Source organism: Pseudomonas sp. NPDC088885, assembly GCF_044750025.1.
Taxonomy (GTDB): domain Bacteria; phylum Pseudomonadota; class Gammaproteobacteria; order Pseudomonadales; family Pseudomonadaceae; genus Aquipseudomonas; species Aquipseudomonas rustica.
The window spans coordinates 39,478-59,894 of the sequence record NZ_JBIVJB010000025.1; the positions used below are offsets into that span (position 1 = coordinate 39,478).

22 protein-coding genes are annotated in these 20,417 nt (G+C 60.6%); 13 read left to right on the forward strand and 9 right to left on the reverse strand.

The genetic code is table 11. The annotated features are described in order from the left end of the window. The 4 genes from ACIP1X_RS13270 to ftsY form a co-directional block, all read right to left on the reverse strand. Positions 1-144 (reverse strand): sigma-70 factor domain-containing protein (locus tag ACIP1X_RS13270; protein WP_400752713.1); only part of this gene is annotated, 144 nt, incomplete at its 3' end. 115 nt (positions 145-259) lie between these two features. Further along, entirely contained in the window at positions 260-1,285 is a 1,026-nt protein-coding gene (ftsX, locus tag ACIP1X_RS13275; protein WP_034153670.1) for a permease-like cell division protein FtsX, read from the reverse strand. Next, positions 1,282-1,953: a cell division ATP-binding protein FtsE gene (gene ftsE, locus ACIP1X_RS13280; protein WP_003229148.1), complete on the reverse strand. Its 672-nt coding sequence runs from the start codon at positions 1,951-1,953 to the stop codon at positions 1,282-1,284. The genes ftsX and ftsE overlap by 4 nt, the downstream gene beginning before the upstream one ends. After that, positions 1,950-3,464 carry a signal recognition particle-docking protein FtsY gene (gene ftsY, locus ACIP1X_RS13285; protein ID WP_400752686.1) on the reverse strand — a complete coding sequence of 505 codons (1,515 nt, stop codon included), beginning with the start codon at positions 3,462-3,464 and terminating at the stop codon, positions 1,950-1,952. The genes ftsE and ftsY overlap by 4 nt, the downstream gene beginning before the upstream one ends. On the opposite strand from ftsY, the gene ACIP1X_RS13290 reads away from it, so the two are divergent. The 6 genes from ACIP1X_RS13290 to ACIP1X_RS13315 all read left to right on the forward strand — a co-directional run bounded on the left by ACIP1X_RS13290 (position 3,463) and on the right by ACIP1X_RS13315 (position 9,279). Continuing rightward, positions 3,463-3,657 (forward strand): hypothetical protein, encoded by a 195-nt coding sequence (locus ACIP1X_RS13290; protein ID WP_053124721.1) that lies wholly within the window; start codon positions 3,463-3,465, stop codon positions 3,655-3,657. The two genes, ftsY and ACIP1X_RS13290, sit on opposite strands and share 2 nt — an antisense overlap. A gap of 152 nt (positions 3,658-3,809) precedes the next feature. Beyond that, a complete protein-coding gene (locus tag ACIP1X_RS13295) occupies positions 3,810-5,165 on the forward strand; it encodes a pitrilysin family protein (RefSeq protein ID WP_008077830.1) in 1,356 nt (451 codons plus the stop codon). Further along, a complete protein-coding gene (locus ACIP1X_RS13300; protein ID WP_400752689.1) occupies positions 5,158-6,648 on the forward strand; it encodes a M16 family metallopeptidase in 1,491 nt (496 codons plus the stop codon). Before ACIP1X_RS13295 ends, ACIP1X_RS13300 begins: the two co-directional genes overlap by 8 nt. Next, positions 6,648-7,262, forward strand: coding sequence for a 16S rRNA (guanine(966)-N(2))-methyltransferase RsmD (gene rsmD / locus ACIP1X_RS13305; RefSeq protein WP_159811889.1), 615 nt, complete (start codon positions 6,648-6,650; stop codon positions 7,260-7,262). The genes ACIP1X_RS13300 and rsmD overlap by 1 nt, the downstream gene beginning before the upstream one ends. Before the next feature lie 182 nt (positions 7,263-7,444). Further along, positions 7,445-8,440 (forward strand): hydrolase, encoded by a 996-nt coding sequence (locus ACIP1X_RS13310; protein WP_400752693.1) that lies wholly within the window; start codon positions 7,445-7,447, stop codon positions 8,438-8,440. Then, a complete protein-coding gene (locus ACIP1X_RS13315; protein WP_400752715.1) occupies positions 8,437-9,279 on the forward strand; it encodes an AraC family ligand binding domain-containing protein in 843 nt (280 codons plus the stop codon). Before ACIP1X_RS13310 ends, ACIP1X_RS13315 begins: the two co-directional genes overlap by 4 nt. Positions 9,280-9,389: 110 nt before the next feature. On the opposite strand, the gene ACIP1X_RS13320 is transcribed toward ACIP1X_RS13315, so the two are convergent. Further along, positions 9,390-10,244, reverse strand: a complete 855-nt coding sequence (locus ACIP1X_RS13320) for a sulfurtransferase (protein WP_400752695.1) — start codon at positions 10,242-10,244, stop codon at positions 9,390-9,392. Between the two features lie 31 nt (positions 10,245-10,275). Next, positions 10,276-10,947 (reverse strand): TetR/AcrR family transcriptional regulator, encoded by a 672-nt coding sequence (locus tag ACIP1X_RS13325; RefSeq protein ID WP_053124733.1) that lies wholly within the window; start codon positions 10,945-10,947, stop codon positions 10,276-10,278. 128 nt (positions 10,948-11,075) lie between these two features. Between ACIP1X_RS13325 and ACIP1X_RS13330 the strand changes: the two genes are divergently transcribed. The 5 genes from ACIP1X_RS13330 to ACIP1X_RS13350 all read left to right on the forward strand — a co-directional run bounded on the left by ACIP1X_RS13330 (position 11,076) and on the right by ACIP1X_RS13350 (position 15,819). Further along, positions 11,076-12,524, forward strand: coding sequence for a coniferyl aldehyde dehydrogenase (locus ACIP1X_RS13330; RefSeq protein ID WP_305728908.1), 1,449 nt, complete (start codon positions 11,076-11,078; stop codon positions 12,522-12,524). Between the two features lie 29 nt (positions 12,525-12,553). Further along, positions 12,554-13,099 carry a hypothetical protein gene (locus ACIP1X_RS13335; RefSeq protein WP_053124736.1) on the forward strand — a complete coding sequence of 182 codons (546 nt, stop codon included), beginning with the start codon at positions 12,554-12,556 and terminating at the stop codon, positions 13,097-13,099. Positions 13,100-13,230: 131 nt separating this feature from the next. Next, the gene (locus ACIP1X_RS13340) at positions 13,231-14,826 is read left to right on the forward strand and encodes a GMC family oxidoreductase N-terminal domain-containing protein (RefSeq protein WP_053124738.1); all 1,596 of its coding nucleotides are present in this window, start codon (positions 13,231-13,233) and stop codon (positions 14,824-14,826) included. A 115-nt stretch (positions 14,827-14,941) separates the two neighbouring features. Beyond that, positions 14,942-15,421, forward strand: a complete 480-nt coding sequence (gene coaD, locus ACIP1X_RS13345; protein WP_003176711.1) for a pantetheine-phosphate adenylyltransferase — start codon at positions 14,942-14,944, stop codon at positions 15,419-15,421. 146 nt (positions 15,422-15,567) lie between these two features. Then, entirely contained in the window at positions 15,568-15,819 is a 252-nt protein-coding gene (locus ACIP1X_RS13350; protein WP_038358877.1) for a YfhL family 4Fe-4S dicluster ferredoxin, read from the forward strand. A 150-nt stretch (positions 15,820-15,969) separates the two neighbouring features. Here ACIP1X_RS13350 and ACIP1X_RS13355 read toward each other — a convergent pair whose 3' ends face one another. The 3 genes from ACIP1X_RS13355 to ACIP1X_RS13365 are packed head-to-tail and all read right to left on the reverse strand — an operon-like array spanning position 15,970 to position 17,987. Beyond that, positions 15,970-16,293 carry a hypothetical protein gene (locus ACIP1X_RS13355; RefSeq protein ID WP_053124741.1) on the reverse strand — a complete coding sequence of 108 codons (324 nt, stop codon included), beginning with the start codon at positions 16,291-16,293 and terminating at the stop codon, positions 15,970-15,972. A 56-nt stretch (positions 16,294-16,349) separates the two neighbouring features. Beyond that, positions 16,350-17,162 (reverse strand): bifunctional DNA-formamidopyrimidine glycosylase/DNA-(apurinic or apyrimidinic site) lyase, encoded by an 813-nt coding sequence (gene mutM / locus ACIP1X_RS13360; protein WP_282358479.1) that lies wholly within the window; start codon positions 17,160-17,162, stop codon positions 16,350-16,352. A 12-nt stretch (positions 17,163-17,174) separates the two neighbouring features. Then, positions 17,175-17,987: an HDOD domain-containing protein gene (locus ACIP1X_RS13365; protein WP_172680168.1), complete on the reverse strand. Its 813-nt coding sequence runs from the start codon at positions 17,985-17,987 to the stop codon at positions 17,175-17,177. 227 nt (positions 17,988-18,214) lie between these two features. On the opposite strand from ACIP1X_RS13365, the gene ACIP1X_RS13370 reads away from it, so the two are divergent. Beyond that, the gene (locus tag ACIP1X_RS13370) at positions 18,215-18,754 is read left to right on the forward strand and encodes a type 1 glutamine amidotransferase domain-containing protein (protein WP_400752698.1); all 540 of its coding nucleotides are present in this window, start codon (positions 18,215-18,217) and stop codon (positions 18,752-18,754) included. 303 nt (positions 18,755-19,057) lie between these two features. Continuing rightward, positions 19,058-20,254: a class I SAM-dependent rRNA methyltransferase gene (locus ACIP1X_RS13375; RefSeq protein ID WP_212545090.1), complete on the forward strand. Its 1,197-nt coding sequence runs from the start codon at positions 19,058-19,060 to the stop codon at positions 20,252-20,254. The last annotated feature ends 163 nt before the right edge of the window (positions 20,255-20,417 follow it).

Genomic DNA, 20,417 nt, shown 5'->3' on the forward strand with positions numbered 1-20,417 from the left:
CAAATCCTGCTCATAGTAGAGACTCTCGGCCAGTTCACGCTCCTGCTCCGGCGTCAGCAATGGAATGCTGTTGACGGTGTGCACGTAAGCTTCCAGGTTCGCACCCGGAACCAACGCATACGCAGGTTGCAAAGAATTGGTCATACGAAAAAACCTCCGACTTACATACTCGTGCTTCTCAGCACTGCGAAAAATTGACCGGGAATTCAAACGAGAGTTCCCATAAAAACCGCGAGGTCAATCACGCGCAAAAAAGATTCTACTTCGGCGCCAGCTCCCTGAGATGACGTGCGACTGCAATCCATGCACCGATATAACCCAACAGCACCGCGCCAAGCAAGAGCGACAGACCGTCGGCAACTGGCACGCCGGCCAGTGCGAAATCACTGCCGTACAACCCGGCCAGCCCAACCACCGCATCGTTCAGCCAGTTCAGGCCGAACGCCAATACACCCCAGGACAACAGCCCCGCACCGAAGCCATACAACGCGCCCATATAGAGGAAGGGACGTCGCACATAACTGTCAGTGCCGCCGACGAGTTTAATCACTTCTATCTCGGTGCGGCGGTTTTCAATATGAAGACGAATGGTATTGCCTATCACCAAAAGTAATGCAGAAACCAACAGCACCGTCAGACCGAAGACAAAACGATCGCCGAGCTTGAGGATGGCGGCCAGACGCTCGACCCAGACTAGATCAAGTTGCGCCTGTTGTACCTTGGGCAGCTCGGAAAGTTTTTGTCTTAATGCTTCCAGGGTTGGCTTGTCGACTTCGTTCGGCGTCACCAGCACTACACCCGGCAACGGGTTCTCAGGCAACTCGCGCAGGGCTTCGCCCAATCCAGACTGCTGCTGGAACTCTTCCAGCGCCTGGTCACGGCCGACATATTCAGCATCAGCAACGCCGGGCATGCCTTTGATCTGCTCGCGCAACGACTCGCCCTGCTCCGGGCTCGCGTCGAGTTGCAGATACAACGAGATCTGCGCCGCACGCTGCCACGAACCACCCAGACGTTCGACGTTGTTGAGCAACAGCGAAAGGCCCATTGGCAGGCTCAGTGCCACCGCCATCACCATGCAGGTGAAAAAGCTGCCGATCGGCTGTTTGCCCAACCGACGCAGGCTGTCGAGCAGACTGGCGCGATGGCTTTCGACCCAAGCACGGAACAGCGTGGCGAAATCCGGGCCATCGTCATCGTCGTGCTTTTTCTTCTTCGGCGGCTGCGGATCGGCGGCCTTGGGGGCCACGCGTTCGGAAACCTTTGGGCTACGTGTCGCACTCATACCCCGGCCTCCCCGTCGCCGATCAAGCGGCCACGTTGCAGGGTCAGCATGCGATGGCGCATGCGCGCGATCAGCGCCAGGTCGTGACTGGCAATGAGCACGCTGGTGCCGAGACGATTGATGTCTTCAAACACGCCCATGATCTCAGCCGCCAGACGCGGGTCGAGGTTACCGGTCGGTTCGTCCGCCAGCAGCAAGGCCGGGCGGTGCACGATGGCGCGGGCAATGCCGACGCGCTGTTGCTGACCGGTGGACAGGTCGCCCGGGTACAGATCGGTTTTATCCGACAGCGCCACGCGCTCCAGTGCTGAATCGACACGCTTGGCGATTTCGGCCTTGGACAGCCCGAGAATCTGCAGCGGCAAGGCAACGTTGTTGAACACCGTGCGATCGAACAGCAACTGGTGATTCTGGAACACCACGCCGATCTGCCGGCGCAGGAACGGAATCTGCGCGTTGCTGATGGTGCTCAGGTCTTGCCCGGCCAGCAGCAACTTGCCGCTAGTCGGACGTTCCATAGCCAACAACAGGCGCAACAAGGTGGATTTACCGGCACCGGAGTGGCCGGTAACAAACAAGAACTCGCCACGACGGACTCGAAAGCTCAGCTCATGCAAGCCGACGTGACCGTTCGGGTAGCGTTTACCGACCTGTTCGAAACGAATCATGAACGCTCCCGCTCGGCAAACAGTGCCTGGACAAAGGGTTCGGCTTCAAAGGTGCGCAAATCGTCGATGCCTTCACCGACGCCGATGTAGCGGATCGGCAGACCAAACTGCTTGGCCAAGGCGAAGATGACCCCGCCCTTGGCAGTGCCGTCGAGCTTGGTCAGCGCTAGGCCAGTCAGTTCGACGGTCTGGTTGAATTGCTTGGCCTGGTTGATGGCGTTCTGGCCGGTACCGGCGTCGAGCACCAGCAGCACTTCGTGCGGCGCATCGGCGTCGAGCTTGCCGATGACCCGGCGAACCTTTTTCAGCTCTTCCATCAGGTTGTCTTTGGTGTGCAGACGACCGGCGGTATCAGCGATCAACACGTCGATGCCACGGGCCTTGGCGGCTTGCACGGCGTCGAAGATCACCGAGGCGGAGTCGGCGCCGGTATGCTGAGCGATCACCGGAATCTTGTTGCGCTCGCCCCAGACCTGCAATTGCTCAACGGCAGCGGCGCGGAAGGTGTCACCGGCGGCGAGCATGACTTTCTTGCCTTCCAGTTGCAGCTTCTTCGCCAGTTTGCCGATAGTGGTGGTTTTGCCGGCGCCGTTGACGCCGACCACCAAAATCACGAAAGGCTTGTTCTGCGAGGCGATTTTCAGCGGTTGTTCAACCGGTTTGAGCATCGCGGCCAGTTCGGCCTGCAGGGATTTGTACAGCGCGTCGGCGTCGGCCAGTTCTTTACGAGCGACCTTCTGGGTCAGGCGCTGGATGATCTGCGTGGTAGCTTCGACACCGACGTCAGCGGTGAGCAGACGGGTTTCGAGGTCATCGAGCAGATCGTCGTCAATGGTTTTGCGGCCGAGGAACAGGCTGGCCATGCCCTCGCCGATGCTGGCGCTGGTTTTCGACAGGCCTTGCTTGAGGCGGGCGAAGAAACCGGCTTTGGTTTCTTCGGTACGCGGGGCTTCGACGGGGGCTTCAGCGACCACTTCAACTGGCGCAACTGGCTCAGCGATAACCGGTGCAGGTGAAGGTGAAGGTGAAGGCTGTTGAACAACCGGCGTAACTGGCTCAACGAATACCGGGGCAACCGGCTCAGCAACCACCGGCACAGGCTCGACAATCGGCTCAACCACAGGTGCGGGAGCTACTTCCGGCTCAAACGCGACTGGCGCAGGAATCACCGGCGTAATGTGCGGCGCAGCCTCTTCAACCAACGCCACCGGCTCTTCCGCCACCGGCAAGGTCAGCCACGGCTCGGCCGCCGGGGTCAGCGGCAATTCCGCCGCTACTGGTACTTCCGGCTCGGGTTCCGGCTCAACCGGTTGCAACACCGGTTCGGCAATCGGCAGAACGATCGGTGCCGGCTCTTCTTCTATTACCGGCGCCGGCGCGGGAGCGGGTTCAGGAATCGCGGGCGGCTGTTCGACGACGGGTTCCTGCGGTTTTTTACGCAGCCATCCGAACAGGCTTTTCTTCTCGCCAGCCGCAGCTGGGGTCTTCTTGTCGTCGTTGGAACCAAACATGGAGGACGGCTATCTCACGGTAGCGACGCGCCATAAGGGCGCCCCGGCAAATAAATATTCGATGCAGAACAGACTGTGTTTCATCCAGCTTGTTCACGCGCAACATTTTGTCGAGGCGCCAGAGGCACCTCAAAGGTCGATTAATACGAAGGACTGGAACGGCATCTTCGGCGAAAACGCAGAGTTTAGCTGACAAACTCAAAGCTTCTGCCGGGAACCCATACAACCTATCTACCGATCAGTGGCTTGATAGGCGTGGCCGCCAGTAAAACGGATCAGTATCCTAGCACCCTCTCGCCCGCCGACGCTAAGACCAAGCGGGCAGCCCAACAGGTTAAAAAACGAATGAATGCTCTAGCCCGCCGCGCTGCAGGCCTGCTGCTCAGCACAGTCTGCCTGCCCCTTTCGGCCTTGGCGGCCGACCCGCAACCGACCCACGAATTCACCCTCGACAACGGCCTCAAGGTCGTCGTGCGCGAAGACCATCGCGCGCCCGTGGTGGTCTCGCAGGTCTGGTACAAGGTCGGGTCCAGCTACGAAACCCCGGGCCAGACCGGTCTGTCTCACGCGCTCGAACACATGATGTTCAAGGGCAGCGAGAAAGTCGGCCCCGGCGAAGCGTCGCTGATCCTGCGCGATCTGGGCGCCGAAGAGAACGCTTTCACCAGCGACGACTTCACCGCTTATTACCAGGTGCTGGCCCGCGACCGTCTGGGCGTAGCCTTTGAGCTGGAAGCCGACCGCATGGCCAATCTGCGCCTGCCGGCCGATGAGTTCGCCAAGGAAATCGAAGTCATCAAGGAAGAGCGCCGCTTGCGCACCGATGACAAGCCGATGTCCAAAGCCTACGAGCGCTACAAGGCCATGGCCTACCCGGCCAGCGGCTACCACACGCCGACCATCGGCTGGATGGCTGACCTCGACCGCATGAAGGTCGAAGAGCTGCGCCACTGGTACCAATCCTGGTACGTGCCGAACAACGCCACGTTGGTAGTAGTCGGCGACGTCACCCCGGACGAAGTGAAAACCCTCGCCCAACGCTACTTCGGCCCAATCGCCAAGCGCGACGTGCCTCCGGCGAAAAAACCGCTGGAACTGGCCGAGCCAGGTGAACGCCAGATCACCCTGCACGTGCAGACACAACTGCCTAGCCTGATGCTCGGCTTCAACGTGCCAAGCATCGCCACCGCTGAAGACAAACGCTCGGTCAACGCCTTGCGCCTGATCTCGGCTTTGCTCGACGGCGGCTACAGCGGTCGCATCCCGACACAACTGGAACGCGGCGAAGAGCTGGTCTCCGGCGGTTCATCGAACTACGACGCCTACACCCGTGGCGACAGCCTGTTCACCCTGTCGGCAACGCCGAACACGCAGAAGAAAAAGACCATGGCGCAAGCCGAGGCCGGTCTGTGGAAACTGCTGGAACAGCTGAAAACCACCGCACCGTCCGCCGAAGAGCTGGAGCGCGTGCGTGCGCAAGTGATCGCCGGGCTGGTCTTCGAACGTGATTCGATCACCAGCCAGGCCACTGCGATTGGCCAGCTGGAAACCGTCGGCCTGTCGTGGAAACTGATGGACACCGAACTTGCCGATCTGGAAAGCGTGACCCCACAAGACATCCAGAACGCCGCCAAGCTGTATTTCACCCGCGAACGTCTCAGCGTCGCCCACGTCCTGCCACTGGAGACGACTCATGAGTGAGCGCAAAACCCCACGTTTGATGCTGCTCGGCCTGATCGCCGTGGCGGTGATCGGCTCTGCTGCTTTCTATCTGTCGCCAAGCGCTGACAGCAAGGCCAGCGAAGCCCTCGACAACGCCAAGACCAGCCAGAAGCTGCAATCGCTGGCCGAACTCGACGGCAAGGCCCCGGCCAGCCGCAAACTCGACGTGCAGACCTGGAACACCGCCGACGGCGCCAAAGTGCTGTTCGTTGAAGCCCATGAGCTGCCGATGTTCGACATGCGCCTGATCTTCGCCGCCGGCAGCAGCCAGGACGGCAGCGCGTCGGGTCTGGCAGTGCTGACCAACGCGATGCTCAACGAAGGTGTGGCTGGCAAAGACGTCGGCGCCATCGCCCAAGGCTTTGAAGGTCTTGGTGCAGATTTCGGCAACGGTGCTTTCAAAGACATGGCGCTGGCCTCGCTGCGCAGTCTGAGCGCCGCCGACAAACGTGAACCGGCGCTGAAGCTGTTTTCGGAAGTGGTCGGCAAACCGACCTTCCCGGCTGACTCCTTTGCCCGCATCAAAAACCAGATGCTCGCCGGTTTCGAATACCAGAAACAGAACCCCGGCAAACTCGCCAGCCTCGAGCTGATGAAGCGTCTGTACGGCGATCACCCGTACGCGCACTCGAGCGACGGCAATCCGCAAAGCGTGCCGAAGATCACCCTCGCGCAATTGCGTGAGTTCCACGCCAAGGCCTACGCGGCTGGCAACGTGGTGATTGCATTGGTCGGCGATTTGTCTCGCGCTGAGGCCGAGGCGATTGCCAATCAGGTTTCCGGTGCACTGCCGAAAGGCCCGGCGCTGGCGAAGATCGCGCAGCCGCAGGAACCGAAAGCCAGCGTTAATCACATCGAGTTCCCGTCGAAGCAAACCAACCTGTTGCTCGCGCAACTGGGCATCGACCGTGACGATCCGGATTACGCGGCGCTGTCGATGGGCAACCAGATCCTCGGCGGCGGCGGTTTCGGTACACGTCTGATGAGCGAAGTGCGCGAGAAGCGTGGCCTGACTTACGGCGTGTATTCGGGTTTCAGCCCGATGCAGGCGCGCGGCCCGTTCATGATCAATCTGCAGACCCGCGCGGAAATGAGTGAAGGCACCCTGAAACTGGTGCAAGACGTGCTCGCCGACTACCTGAAAACCGGCCCGACGCAGAAAGAACTCGACGACGCCAAACGCGAGCTGGCCGGCAGTTTCCCGCTGTCCACCGCGAGCAATGCCGATATCGTCGGCCAACTTGGCGCGATGGGCTTCTATAATCTGCCGTTGAGCTATCTGGACGATTTCATGCGTCAGTCGCAAAGCCTGACCGTGGAACAAGTCCGCGACGCCCTGAACAAACACCTGAGCACGGACAAAATGGTCATCGTCACCGCTGGCCCGACCGTGCCGCAAAAGCCGTTACCGGCCCCATCTGATAAACCTGCCGAGCAACCGCTCGGGGTTCCGGAGCATTAATGGCAACTCGTTCCCCTAAAAAGCCTGCGCACAACGTTCACAACGGTGTGAACCAGTTGCGCATCATTGGCGGTCAATGGCGCAGCCGCAAGCTGAGCTTCCCCGACGCGCCGGGCCTGCGTCCGACGCCGGATCGCGTGCGTGAAACCCTGTTCAACTGGCTCGCGCCGTACGTTGAAGGGGCCAAGGTACTCGACCCGTTCGCCGGCAGCGGCGCGCTGTTTCTCGAAGCGCTGTCCCGTGGCGCGGCCATGGGCCAGGCGCTGGACGCGAGCAATATTGCGGTGTCCAGCCTGAAGGAACACCTCGGCACCCTGCGCTGCACCAACGGCCAGGTGCAGACGGCGGACGCGCTGCGTTATCTGGAAACCCAGACCGCCAGTGCGTACGACCTGGTGTTCCTCGACCCGCCGTTCAACCAGAACCTGCTGCCTGCCGTGTGCACCTTGCTCGAAGAACGTCAGTGGCTGGCCGCTGACTCGTGGATCTACACTGAAAGTGAAACGGCGCCATCGACGCTGGGCCTGCCGGGCAACTGGCGCCTGCACCGCGAACAAAAATCCGGCCGGGTTTACTACGCGCTGTGGCAACGTACGGCCGAAGTCGCCGCTTAATCCAAGGCGAGCAAAAACCTGTGGCGAGGGAGCTTGCTCCCGCTGGGCTGCGCAGCAGTCCGGAAAAAGGGCCGCTGCGCGCCCCGTCGGGAGCAAGCTCCCTCGCCACACTGAGCCTGTGTACTCTGGAAATTGACTAACAGCTTTGTGGGCCTCATCACATCGCTGCATCGAGAACCATCGTGTCCGCCTCTTCAGAACGCTTCATCCCCGCCCTCGGCCTCGGCAATCCGCACCTGCAAACCTTGTGGGGGCCGCTGTGGCGCAAAACCGTGCATATCCAGCGTGAGCGCGAGCGCTTTTGGCTTGAGGATGGCGACTTTCTTGACCTCGACTGGCATGGCCCGCACACGGCCGATGCGCCGTTGGTGCTGGTGCTGCATGGCCTGACCGGTTCTTCCAATTCGCCTTACGTCGCCGGCGTGCAAAAAGCCTTGGCCGATCAAGGCTGGGCCAGCGTCGCGTTGAACTGGCGCGGTTGCTCGGGCGAACCGAATCTGCTGCCACGCAGCTACCACTCCGGCGCCAGCGAAGACCTCGCCGAAACCATCAAACACCTGCGCGCCAAACGCCCGTTGGCGCCGTTGTACGCCGTCGGCTATTCGCTGGGCGGCAACGTGTTGCTCAAACATCTCGGCGAAACCGGCAGTGCCAGTGGCGTGGTCGGTGCGGTGGCGGTATCGGTGCCGTTCCGCCTCGATCAATGCGCCGACCGTATCGGCCAAGGCTTTTCCAAGGTCTATCAGGCGCATTTCATGCGCGAGATGGTCGCCTACATCAAGAACAAGCAACGGCAGTTTCAGCATGATGGGCGCGAGGATGGACTGGCAGCTTTGGCAGCGCTCGGTTCGCTGGAGAACATGCGCACATTCTGGGATTTCGATGGCCGGGTGACCGCACCGCTGCACGGCTTTACCGATGCCGAGGATTATTACCGTCGAGCGTCGAGCCGTTATTTCCTCGGCGAGATCCGCACACCGACGTTGATCATTCAGGCAGCGGACGATCCATTTGTGTTCCCGCATAGCCTGCCTTCGGAAAGCGAACTGTCGGCCTCGACCGCTTTTGAATTGCAGGCGCGCGGCGGGCACGTTGGATTCGTCGACGGCTCAGTGCGCCAGCCCGGCTACTACCTCGAACGCCGTATCCCGCAATGGCTGGCCAGCGTGCCCGCATGAGCGATCAGGGCGAGTCGATCCGATTCTGGCAAACCGCGCCACTGGCCGGAGTCGAGTTGTTGTCGGCGCGCTATATCGAGCAACGCTTCGCCCCGCATGTACACGACGGTTTTGTGATCGGCATGATCATGGCCGGCGCTCAGCGCTACCGCTATCGCGGCGCTGAACACCTGGCGGGCAGCGGCACGTTGGTGCTGATCAATCCGGACGAATTGCACACCGGGCACAAAGGCACCGAGGACGGCTGGCTGTACCGGGCGTTTTATCCGGATACCGGCAAGATTGTTTCGCTGCTGGATGAGCTGGAGTTGCCGACCGCCAGTCTGCCGGCTTTCGGCGCCACGCTGTATCGCGACCCGGATCTGGTCAACGGTTTCTGCCAGTTGCACCGTTTGCTGGAAAGCCCCGCGACCGCGCTGCAACAGCAAACGGTGTGGCGCGAGCTGATGTTGCTGCTGTTGCAGCGTCACGCGGCGGTGCGCGAGGTTGCCAATCCCGGCAAAGAGCACCGCGCGGTGCTGTTGGCCAAGGACGTCATGCACGCTCAACTGGCGGCGCCGCCATCGCTGGAAGAACTGGCGGCGGCGGTTAATCTGTCGCCCTTCCATTTCGCCCGGGTATTCCGCCGCGCGACCGGCATGCCGCCGCACACCTGGCTGATGCAACAACGCATCGCCCAGGCGCGGGCACTGTTGCAGAGTGGTTGCTTGCCGCTGGAAGTCGCGACGCAGTTGGGGTTTGCCGATCAGAGCCACTTGAGCCGACAGTTCAAGCAGGCTTACGGCGTCGGGCCCGCGGCGTATCGCAATGCCCGACAAATCCCCCCAGACACCGAATAACCCCTGTGGGAGCGGGCTTGCTCGCGAAAGCGGTCGTTCATTCAACATTGATGTCGACTGACCCGACGCCTTCGCGAGCAAGCCCGCTCCCACAATGCGAATTGTGGGGATTATTCGCCGGTGGCGATGCCGCGCGCTGGCTCGTTGATCCACTCACTCCACGACCCGGCATACAACGAACCCAACGGATAACCCGCCAGACACAACGCAAACAAGTTGTGACACGCCGTCACCCCGGAGCCGCAATACGCAACCAGATCCGCCGGCGAACGATCACCCAGCTTCGCGGCAAAACGCTGCTGCAACTGATCCGCCGGCAAAAACCGCCCGTCACTACCCAGGTTGTCAGTAAACGCCGCACACTGTGCCCCCGGAATATGCCCGGCCACCGGATCAATCGGCTCAACCTCACCCTTGAATCGCGGCAAGGCCCGAGCATCGATCAAGGTCAACGCTGGTTGGCCGAGACGCTTTTGCAATTTCTCAGCACTGATCAACAAACCCATGTCCGGCTGACCACTGAAATCCCCACGAGTGACCTCCGGCGCATCCAGACTCAACGGCAAACCCGCCGCATGCCACGCCTTCAGCCCGCCATCAAGAATAAACACGCCATCACGCTTGCCCAGCCACGCCAGCAACCACCATGCACGCGCCGCATAAGCACCCGGGCCGTCGTCATACAAAACCACGTCACTGTCGTTGTTGATGCCCCACGCTTGCAGACGCTCAATCAACGCCGCCGGCTCGGGCAGCGGATGACGTCCGGTCACGCCTTTCACCACTTTGCCGCTGAGATCGCGCTCAAGATCGGCGAAGCGCGCGCCGGCAATGTGTCCTTCGGCGTAGCTGCGCTGCCCGTAATCCGGGTATTCGAGGGCAAAACGACAATCGAGAATCACCAGCCCCGACTGTTCCTTGCGGGCATCCAAGGCTTGCGGGCTGAGCAACTGCGCAATCGGCATAACGAGCTCCTGTGGAGTTTCAACGGAATGTTTACTTTACGTCTTCGAGGGCTTGGGCCAGCGGTACATAAAACTCGTCGAACAGTGCATTGACCGCATCCCGCGATTCATCGGTGACAAACCCGGCTTCCAGCACCAAGACCTGATACACGCCGCGTTTAACGGCCTGCTCGCTGAGGTGGTTGGAATTCTCGCGGGTGGTGCACAGAAAGCGCACCCACGAGGTCAGGATGATCCACGCGTTGAGGGTCAGCGACTCGATCTGCACGCGATCCATCTTGAGGATCCCGGCGGCGACAAAGCCTTCGTAGATCGCCGCGCCCTGAATCACGCAGCGCTGGGAAAAGCGCCGGTAACGCGCGGCCAGTTCCGGGTCGCTGTCGAGCAAATGTTCAAGGTCGCGGTGCAGAAAGCGGTAACCCCACATCGCCGAGAGCAGTTCCTTGAGATAGAAACGCTTGTCTTCGACCGTCGCGGCACGCCCCTGCGGCGGGCGCAGAAAGCTGTCCACCAAGGCTTCGTACTCACTGAACAGCACCGAGATGATCGCCTGCTTGTTGGGGAAGTGGTAGTACAGGTTGCCCGGAGAAATCTCCATATGGGCGGCAATGTGGTTGGTGCTGATGCTGCGCTCGCCCTGCTGATTGAACAGCTCGAGGCTGTTCTGCACGATGCGCTCGCTGGTTTTTATTCGTGGGGCCATGGCTTGAGCTTTAATTCAGAGTGCGGTGAGGGGCATCTTACGACCTATCCGGAAATGGATAAAACAAAGCTGCACACGGAAGTCATTTGACTTTATAGAGCATAGACTCTAAAAAGTTCATCACTACAATAAATCCGGAGCCTACGATGACTGCCGATATTGCCTACCTGCAAACGCTGCAACAGCCCCTGGAAGAGCTCGATCGGTTATTCGAGGCGCAACGGGCCGCATACGCCGCCAACCCGATGCCGCCCGCCGCGCAGCGCCAGCAATGGCTGAAGTCGTTGCGCGACCTGCTGAGCAATGAACGTCAGGCTTTGATCGAGGCGATCAGCGCGGATTTCAGTCATCGCAGCGCCGACGAAACCCTGCTCGCCGAACTGATGCCGAGCCTGCACGGCATTCATTACGCAAGCAGCCATCTCAAGGGCTGGATGAAGGATTCGCGGCGCAAGGTCGGCGTGGCATTCCAGCCGGCTTCGGCGAAAGTCGTGTATCAGCCGTTGGGCGTAGTCGGCGTGATCGTGCCGTGGAATTACCCGTTGTATCTGGCCATCGGCCCGTTGGTCGGCGCGCTAGCAGCGGGCAACCGCGTGATGCTCAAACTCAGTGAATCGACCCCGGCCACCGGGCAGTTGATGAAGGAATTGTTCGCGCGCATCTTCCCCGAAGACCTGGTCTGCGTGGTGCTCGGCGAGGCCGACATCGGCGTGGCATTTTCCCGTCTGCGCTTCGATCATTTGCTGTTCACCGGCGCCACCAGCATCGGCAAGCATGTCATGCGCGCAGCCGCGGAAAACCTGACGCCGGTCACGCTGGAACTGGGCGGCAAGTCGCCGGCCATCGTCTCCCGCGACGTGCCGCTGAAGGACGCCGCCGAGCGCATCGCCTTCGGCAAAACCCTCAATGCCGGGCAAACCTGCGTCGCTCCAGACTACGTTTTGGTGCCGGAAGACCGCGTCGGCGGCTTCGTCGAAGCCTATCGCCAGGCGGTGCAAAGCTTCTATCCAACCCTCGCCGATAACCCGGATTACACGGCGATCATCAACGAACGCCAATTGGCCCGGCTCAACAGTTACGTCAGCGATGCGACCAGCAAAGGCGCGCTGTTGATTCCTTTGTTCGAACAAGGTCAGGGCCGACGCATGCCGCACAGCGTGCTGCTGAATGTCAGCGACGACATGACCGTGATGCAGGACGAAATCTTCGGCCCGTTGCTACCGATCGTGCCTTACCGCGATCTGGAGCAGGCATTCGCTTACATCAATCAGCGCCCACGACCTCTGGCTCTTTACTACTTTGGCTACGACAAACGCGAACAAACCCGCGTGCTGCACGAAACCCATTCGGGCGGCGTGTGCCTGAACGATACGCTGCTGCATGTCGCCCAGGACGATATGCCGTTTGGCGGCATCGGCCCTTCCGGCATGGGCCATTACCACGGGCATGAAGGTTTCCTGACCTTCAGCAAGGCCAAAGGCGTGTTGATTAAACAGCGCTTCAACGCGGCCAAACTGATCTACCCGCCGTACGGCAAATCGATTCAGAAACTGATCCAGAAGCTGTTTATTCGCTAATCACTTGTCACCGCCGGGTAATAAAAACAATGCACCCAAGCCTGACCGAAACACCTGCCCTGTCGCGCCGTGGCCTGCTGAAATTCAGCCTCGGTGCCACGGCCTTCCTCGCCACCGCTGGCCTTGGTGCCAGCCTCAGTGGCTGTTCCTCCAGCGTCGCGGCCAACGGCTTTATCAGCTTGCGTGACGGCGATCTGCTGTTTTTGCGCGCGCTGATTCCGGTGATGCTCGACGGCGCCGTGGCTACTGAAAAGATGCCGAGCGCGGTGGATGGCACGTTGAAGACGCTGGACTACAGCCTCGATCACCTGTCGCCGGAAATGCTCAAACTCACTCGCCAGCTGTTCGACGTGCTCGGCATGGCGGTGACGCGCGGGCCGCTCACCGGGATCTGGGGCAGTTGGGAAAATGCCAGTGCCGAGGCGATGCGCAACTTCCTCGATCGCTGGGAAAACAGTTCGTTGAGTTTGTTGAAAATGGGGCATAGCTCGTTGCAGCAAATGGTCACGATGGCCTGGTACACCCGCGCGGAATCGTGGGGGCATTGCGGCTATCCCGGGCCGCCTACCGTCTGAAATCGGCGCAACGGCCTTCGCGAGCAGGCTCGCTCCCACCCTGGAATGCATTTAAATGTGGGAGCGAGCCTGCTCGCGAAGAGGCCAGTCGCTCCACCACCGCTATCAGAATAATAAAGAGAACCTGACCGATGCCTGTACCCGACCCCTTCCGCGAAGGCCTCGCCCGAGGCTGGAAAACCTACAACGGCGCGCAACTCACCGATAACCTGACCCTCGAAGCCGACGTCGCGATCATCGGCAGCGGCGCCGGTGGTGGCACCACAGCGGAAATCCTCAGCGCCGCCGGCTACAAAGTCCTGCTGATCGAAGAAGGCCCGCTGAAAACCAGTTCCGACTTCAAAATGCTCGAAGACCAGGCCTACAGCAGCCTCTATCAGGAAGGCATCGGCCGCATGAGCAAGGACGGCGCGATCACCATCCTGCAGGGCCGCGCGGTCGGCGGAACGACGTTGATCAACTGGACATCAAGCTTCCGCACCCCGGAACCCACCCTCGAACACTGGGCCACCGAGCACAACGTCAAAGGCCACAGCGTTGCCGAGATGGCGCCGTGGTTCGAGAAAATGGAGCAGCGCCTCGGCGTCGCCCCGTGGCTGGTGCCGCCTAACGCCAACAACGACGTCATCCGCAAAGGCTGCGAGCAACTCGGCTACAGCTGGCACGTGATCCCGCGCAACGTTCGCGGCTGCTGGAACCTCGGTTACTGCGGCATGGGCTGCCCGACCAACGCCAAACAATCGATGATGGTCACCACCATTCCGGCAACATTGGAAAAGGGCGGCGAACTGCTTTATCTGGCCCGCGCGGAAAAACTGCTGATCAGCGGCGACAAGGTCACCGGCCTGCAATGCGTGGCGATGGACGAGCGCTGTGTCGCGCCGACCGGGCGCACCATCACGGTCAAGGCGCGGCATTACGTGCTGGCCGGTGGCGGCATCAACAGCCCGGCGTTGCTGCTGCGCTCCGATGCGCCGGATCCGCACAAGAATGTTGGCAAGCGCACTTTTCTGCACCCGGTGAATATGTCCGCCGCGCGCTTCGACGAAGTGGTCAATCCGTTTTACGGGGCGCCGCAATCGATCTACTCCGACCATTTCCAGTGGAAGGACGGCACCACCGGGCCGATGGCGTTCAAACTTGAAGTGCCGCCGCTGCACCCGGCGCTGGCGGCGACGCTGCTCGGTGGTTTCGGCCAGGAGAACGCGCAGCACATGGCCGACCTGCCGCACACCCACGCCATGCTCGCCCTGCTGCGCGATGGTTTTCACCCGGACAGCAGCGGCGGCGCCGTGGAATTACGCGGTGACGGCACACCGGTGCTCGACTATCAGGTTTCGCCCTACGCCTGGGAAGGTTTGCGCAAAGCGTTCCACGTCATGGCCGAGATCCAGTTTGCCGGTGGCGCAAAATCGGTGATGCCGATGCATGCCGACGCGCGTTACGTGAAAACCCTGGCCGAAGCCCGAACGCTGATCGATGGCCTGAGCCTTGAGCTGTACCGCACTCGATTGGGCAGCGCCCACGTCATGGGCGGTTGCGCGATGGGCGAAGAGGCGAAATCGGCGGTCACTGACAGCCTTGGCCGCCATCATCAACTGAGCAACCTGTCGATCCACGACGGCTCGTTGTTCCCCACCAGCATTGGCGCCAACCCGCAGTTGTCGGTGTATGGCCTCACTGCGCAACTGGCGACCGCCCTCGCCGATCGATTGAAAAACCCATGAAAAAACCGATTATTCCCGTCGTCTATAGTGCTTTCTTACCCAACAGGCGACTTTCCCGACCGGGACGGCTGCGATACCATCCGACTCCCCAACGGACTCCCGCCAGGACGACGCGATGAACCGAGTGTTGTACCCAGGTACCTTCGACCCTATTACCAAGGGCCATGGCGATCTGGTCGAACGCGCCTCGCGCCTGTTCGATCACGTGATCATTGCGGTCGCCGCCAGCCCGAAGAAAAACCCGCTGTTCCCGCTGGAACAACGGGTTGAACTGGCTCGCGAGGTCACCAAACACCTGCCGAACGTGGAAGTGGTCGGTTTCTCGACGCTGCTCGCGCATTTCGCCAAAGAGCAGAACGCCAACGTGTTCCTGCGTGGTTTGCGCGCGGTGTCGGACTTCGAATACGAATTCCAGCTGGCCAACATGAACCGCCAGTTGGCGCCGGACGTGGAGAGCCTGTTTCTCACGCCGTCCGAGCGTTACTCGTTCATTTCTTCGACGCTGGTGCGGGAAATTGCTGCGCTGGGCGGCGACATCACCAAGTTCGTCCACCCTGCCGTGGCCGACGCCCTGACCCTACGCTTTAAAAAGTAGGAGCTGCCGAAGGCTGCGATCTTTTGCTTTTGATCGCAGCCACGCACAGCAGTTGATCGCAGCAACGTGCACTGCGCTCGCCAATGCGGCACAATTGCGCGCATTGATTTATAGCGCCCGGGCCTGCCGCCCCGGCTGGAGTTAGCATGTCCCTGATCATCACCGACGATTGCATCAACTGCGACGTCTGCGAACCCGAGTGCCCGAACGCCGCCATCTCCCAAGGCGAAGAGATCTACGTGATCGACCCGAACCTGTGCACCCAGTGCGTCGGCCACTACGACGAACCGCAGTGCCAACAGGTCTGCCCGGTGGATTGCATCCCGCTGGACGAAGCGCATCCGGAGACTGAAGAGCAGTTGATGGAGAAATATCGCATCATCACCGGCAAGGCCTAAGCCTTCAGCGCTCTTTCGGGCCTCTTCGCGAGCAAGCCCGCTCCCACAGTGTTTTGTGGTGGAACACAAATTGTGTGAACACCAACATACCTGTGGGAGCGGGCTTGCTCGCGAAAGGGCCATCAGCCACACCGCAAACTCCTGATCAGCTCACTCGCGCTGCTCAAACCCCTCCCCCGTACACCCCAGACACCTTACAAACGCCGCCCGCGCCGGATCCACCACCAGCGCCTGCCCCGCATCGCCAATCCCGCCACCCAGCGCGGTAAACGGCAACGACACCACAAACGCCCCCGCACCAATCACCGTGGCCACCACCAATAACGGTCGGGCAATCAGCAAGTCGCCGATCATGGCGTAGGCAGGCGGGTTTTGAATGGTGTAGCGCGGGTCGCCGCTGCCGCTTTCCGTGGCCTGAACCGCCAGGCTGGAACACAGCAGCAACGTGACAAAGAGGACTTGCAGGGATTTCATGGCACGATCCTTCGGGCTGAACAGTGAGTCACCTCACTATAGACCCCAGGACTTTTTCAGCTCTGGCAGCGTGGGCAAAACACACTGGCGCGCTGGCCGAGCTTCACTTCGCGCAGGCCGGTGCCGCAGACCTTGCAGTGCTCACCACCGCGGCCATAGACAAACAGTTCCTGCTGGAAATACCCCGGCTGACCGTCGCCACCAATGAAATCGCGCAGCGTCGTGCCGCCACGTTCGATGGCGGCGGCGAGAATGCGTTTGATCTCGATCGCCAGCTTCAGATAGCGCCCACGGGAAATGCCACCGGCCTCGCGGCGCGGATCGATACCGGCGGCGAACAGCGCTTCCGTCGCATAAATATTGCCGACCCCGACCACGATTGCGTTGTCCATGATGAACGGCTTGACCGCCATCGACCGCCCGCGTGACAGCTGAAACAAGCGCTCGCCATCAAACAGATCGGTCAACGGCTCCGGCCCGAGGCGAATCAGTAATTCATGATTAAGCGGATCGTTGCTCCACAGCATCGCTCCGAACCGGCGCGGGTCGGTGTAGCGCAGCGCCAGCCCCGACTCCAGTTCGATATCGACGTGCTCATGCTTGAGGGCCGGCAGCCCTGCTTCGACCAGACGCAAATTGCCCGACATGCCCAAATGGCTGATCAACGTGCCGACTTCAGCGTTGATCAACAAATATTTGGCCCGCCGCTCGACCAGCACGATGCGCTGCCCGGACAGGCGCACATCGAGGTCTTCGGGGATCGGCCAGCGCAACCGCCGGTCACGCACGATCACCCGGCTGACACGCTGGCCTTCCAGATGCGGGGCAATCCCGCGACGGGTGGTTTCGACTTCGGGCAGTTCAGGCATGGTGTCCTCGAATCAATGCGCGCCGAGGTCGCGAATCGTTTGTTTGAGGGTTTCGAAATCGTAGTCCGACAGACCGACGTAATCGAGAATCAGCGGGCCGATGCTGTTCCACTCGTGGTCTTCGGTCTGGTTGCCCAGCACGCGATACGACGCACAAATGTGTTCGGCCATCTTCAACAGCGCCAACAGATTCTTCAACTGGCTGTTGCGCGACGACTCGTCGCTGAAAATCGCCAAGGCGTTGTGGTGATTGGCGATCGCGGCACTGACATGCTCCGGCAAACGCCACGACTTCGCTGTGTAATAGCCGACCACCGCATGGTTGGTGTTGAACGTACGGTTTTCGGTATCGACCACGCGACAGGTCGGGCTGGCGTTGGCGTACGCCTCTTCCAGCACCGACATGTAATTGGGGAAACGCTGCAGCATCAACGGCACGCCGCAATCGTGGAACAGGCCCAGCGCGTAGGCTTCATCGCCGGCCTGAGTGCCGATGCGTTTGGCCAGCGTCAGGCAGGTCATCGCCACGTCTTGGGCGGTGTCCCAGAAACGGTTGAGCGTGACGATGGTGTCGTCGTTCATCTCGCCCTTGATCGACTGCGCGTTGATCAGATTGATGATCGAACGGCTGCCCAGCAGATTCACCGCGCGCTGAATCGAAGTGATCTTGTTGCTCAAGCCGTAATACGGCGAGTTGACGATTTTCAGCAACGAACCGGACAGGCCGGGATCCTGGGCGATCAGCTTGGCGATCACCTCCAGATCCGGGTCGGGCATGTACTGCTCCATTTGCAGATCCACCATGATCTGCGGTTGCGCCGGCACGCTGATGCCTTGCAGCGATTGTTGAATCTGTTCGGTGGTCAGCTCTTGGGACATATGTACACACTCAGGGACAGGCGGCGATTCTAACCGCTGAGACCGCAGGGCGACACACCGACGGGCACATCGGAGGAACTTTCATTCAAGCTCAGGCTTCGGATTTGGTAAGGCGCGGCGAAAATTTTCTGGCCGCTGCGCCAACAAATTCCCACTGACTCAGGAGCTTATCGATGGCCACTTCCCTCAACGGCAAGCGCGTCGCTTTTTTGGTAACCGACGGTTTCGAACAGGTCGAACTGACCGGCCCCAAGCAAGCGCTGGAACAGGCTGGCGCGCAAGTCGACATCCTCTCGGCCGAGACCGGTACGGTCAAAGGCTGGAACCACGACAAACCGGCGGATGACTTCAAGGTCGATCAGACCTTCCAGGCTGCCAGCGTTGAACAGTACGACGCGGTGGTGTTGCCAGGCGGCGTGCAAAACTCCGACACCATTCGTATCGATCAGGACGCCCAGCATCTGGTCAAGACCGGCGCCTCGGCCGGCAAACCGATCGCGGTGATCTGCCATGGCAGCTGGCTGCTGATTTCGGCGGGGCTGGTGAATGGCAAAACCATGACCAGCTATAAAACCGTCAAGGATGATCTGGTCAACGCCGGCGCACATTGGGTGGATAAAGAAGTGGTCAAGGACGGCAACCTGATCAGCAGCCGCCAGCCGGATGATATTCCGGCGTTCAGCAAAGAGCTGATCGATACATTGTCTGCCTAGCGTTCAAGGCAGTCTTCGCGAGCAAGCCCGCTCCCACATGTGAATGCATTTCTCCTTTCACGCTGATCTATTGTGGCGAGGGGATTTATCCCCGTTCGGCTGCGCAGCAGTCGCAAAACCTGACAGCGCGGTGTATCAGACATACCGTGTCAGATGGATTTGGGACGGCTGCGCCGTCCAACGGGTTAAATCCCCTCGCCACAAGTAAATCCCATCGCCGCTGGAACGCACCACATGTCCATTTGCCGGCCAATCAGCCGGCCTGACGCGCTATACTCCCGCTCTTTTTTCCGGAGCGACGTCATGTCCCTGCCTAGCCTGCGCCTCAAAGCCAACGCCGACCGTCGCCTGCGCAACGGCCACTTGTGGGTCTACAGCAACGAAATCGATGTGGCCGCCACCCCGTTGCACGGCTTCAAGGCCGGCGATCAGGCGATCCTCGAAGCCGCCGGCGGCAAGACTTTGGGCATCGTTGCGATGAGCCCGAACAACCTGATCTGCGCCCGTCTGGTGTCCCGCGACATCAAGGTGCAACTGGACAAGTCGCTGCTGGTGCATCGCCTGAACGTGGCCCTGTCGCTGCGCGATCGCCTGTTCGACAAGCCGTTCTACCGCTTGGTCTACGGCGACTCCGACCTGTTGCCGGGTCTGGTGGTTGACCGTTTCGGCGACATCCTCGTAGTCCAGATCGCCTCGGCGACCATGGAAGCGCACAAAGATGACGTGATCGCAGCGCTGACCCAAGTGCTCAAGCCAAGCGGCATCCTCTTCAAGAACGACTCCGCCGCGCGTGACGCTGAAGGCCTCAATCGTTACGTCGAAACCGTGTTCGGCCTGGTGCCGGAGTGGGTGGCGCTGGAAGAGAACGGCGTGAAATTCGAAGCCCCGGTCATTCAGGGTCAGAAAACCGGCTGGTTCTACGACCACCGCATGAACCGCGCACGCATGGCGCCTTACGCCAAAGGCAAACGCGTTCTCGACCTTTATAGCTACATCGGTGGCTGGGGCGTGCAAGCTGCTGCCTTCGGCGCCAGCGAAGTGTTCTGCGTCGATGCCTCGGCCTTCGCCCTCGACGGCGTTGAGCGCAACGCCGCACTGAACGGCTTTGCCGACAAGATGACCTGCATCGAAGGCGACGTCTTCGAAGCGCTGAAAGAGCTGAAGGCCAGCGAAGAGCGTTTCGACGTGATCGTTGCCGATCCGCCGGCGTTCATCAAACGCAAGAAAGACATGAAGAACGGCGAAGGCGCCTACCGTCGTCTGAACGAGCAAGCCATGCGCCTGCTCAACAAGGACGGCATCCTGATCAGCGCTTCGTGCTCGATGCACCTGCCGGAAGACGATCTGCAGAACATTCTGCTGACCAGCGCCCGTCACCTGGATCGCAACATCCAGATGCTCGAGCGCGGCGGTCAGGGCCCGGATCACCCGGTGCACCCAGCCATCGCCGAAACCCGCTACATCAAAAGCATCACCTGCCGTCTGCTGCCAAACAGCTGATTGGTCAGTAAAAACGGGGGGCCCAAGGGCTCCTCGTTTGTTTTTGGGCGGTGCAAGGCCGTCTATTTCACCTTAAATTCAGCCGACTCCTACAATTAACTTCCTACAGTCTTGCAGGAATTTTCCGCATACCTGTTAATTACAGAAAAACAACTGACAAGTT

Bases quoted from the DNA above. Each gene is read 5' to 3' on its own strand.
- ftsX (WP_034153670.1), bottom strand. From the start codon at position 1,285: ATGAGTGCGACACGTAGCCCAAAGGTTTCCGAACGCGTGGCCCCCAAG.
- ftsE (WP_003229148.1), bottom strand. From the start codon at position 1,953: ATGATTCGTTTCGAACAGGTCGGTAAACGCTACCCGAACGGTCACGTC.
- ACIP1X_RS13290 (WP_053124721.1), top strand. From the start codon at position 3,463: ATGGAGGACGGCTATCTCACGGTAGCGACGCGCCATAAGGGCGCCCCG.
- ftsY (WP_400752686.1), bottom strand. From the start codon at position 3,464: ATGTTTGGTTCCAACGACGACAAGAAGACCCCAGCTGCGGCTGGCGAG.
- ACIP1X_RS13295 (WP_008077830.1), top strand. From the start codon at position 3,810: ATGAATGCTCTAGCCCGCCGCGCTGCAGGCCTGCTGCTCAGCACAGTC.
- ACIP1X_RS13300 (WP_400752689.1), top strand. From the start codon at position 5,158: ATGAGTGAGCGCAAAACCCCACGTTTGATGCTGCTCGGCCTGATCGCC.
- rsmD (WP_159811889.1), top strand. From the start codon at position 6,648: ATGGCAACTCGTTCCCCTAAAAAGCCTGCGCACAACGTTCACAACGGT.
- ACIP1X_RS13315 (WP_400752715.1), top strand. From the start codon at position 8,437: ATGAGCGATCAGGGCGAGTCGATCCGATTCTGGCAAACCGCGCCACTG.
- ACIP1X_RS13320 (WP_400752695.1), bottom strand. From the start codon at position 10,244: ATGCCGATTGCGCAGTTGCTCAGCCCGCAAGCCTTGGATGCCCGCAAG.
- ACIP1X_RS13325 (WP_053124733.1), bottom strand. From the start codon at position 10,947: ATGGCCCCACGAATAAAAACCAGCGAGCGCATCGTGCAGAACAGCCTC.
- ACIP1X_RS13335 (WP_053124736.1), top strand. From the start codon at position 12,554: ATGCACCCAAGCCTGACCGAAACACCTGCCCTGTCGCGCCGTGGCCTG.
- ACIP1X_RS13340 (WP_053124738.1), top strand. From the start codon at position 13,231: ATGCCTGTACCCGACCCCTTCCGCGAAGGCCTCGCCCGAGGCTGGAAA.
- coaD (WP_003176711.1), top strand. From the start codon at position 14,942: ATGAACCGAGTGTTGTACCCAGGTACCTTCGACCCTATTACCAAGGGC.
- ACIP1X_RS13350 (WP_038358877.1), top strand. From the start codon at position 15,568: ATGTCCCTGATCATCACCGACGATTGCATCAACTGCGACGTCTGCGAA.
- ACIP1X_RS13355 (WP_053124741.1), bottom strand. From the start codon at position 16,293: ATGAAATCCCTGCAAGTCCTCTTTGTCACGTTGCTGCTGTGTTCCAGC.
- mutM (WP_282358479.1), bottom strand. From the start codon at position 17,162: ATGCCTGAACTGCCCGAAGTCGAAACCACCCGTCGCGGGATTGCCCCG.
- ACIP1X_RS13370 (WP_400752698.1), top strand. From the start codon at position 18,215: ATGGCCACTTCCCTCAACGGCAAGCGCGTCGCTTTTTTGGTAACCGAC.
- ACIP1X_RS13375 (WP_212545090.1), top strand. From the start codon at position 19,058: ATGTCCCTGCCTAGCCTGCGCCTCAAAGCCAACGCCGACCGTCGCCTG.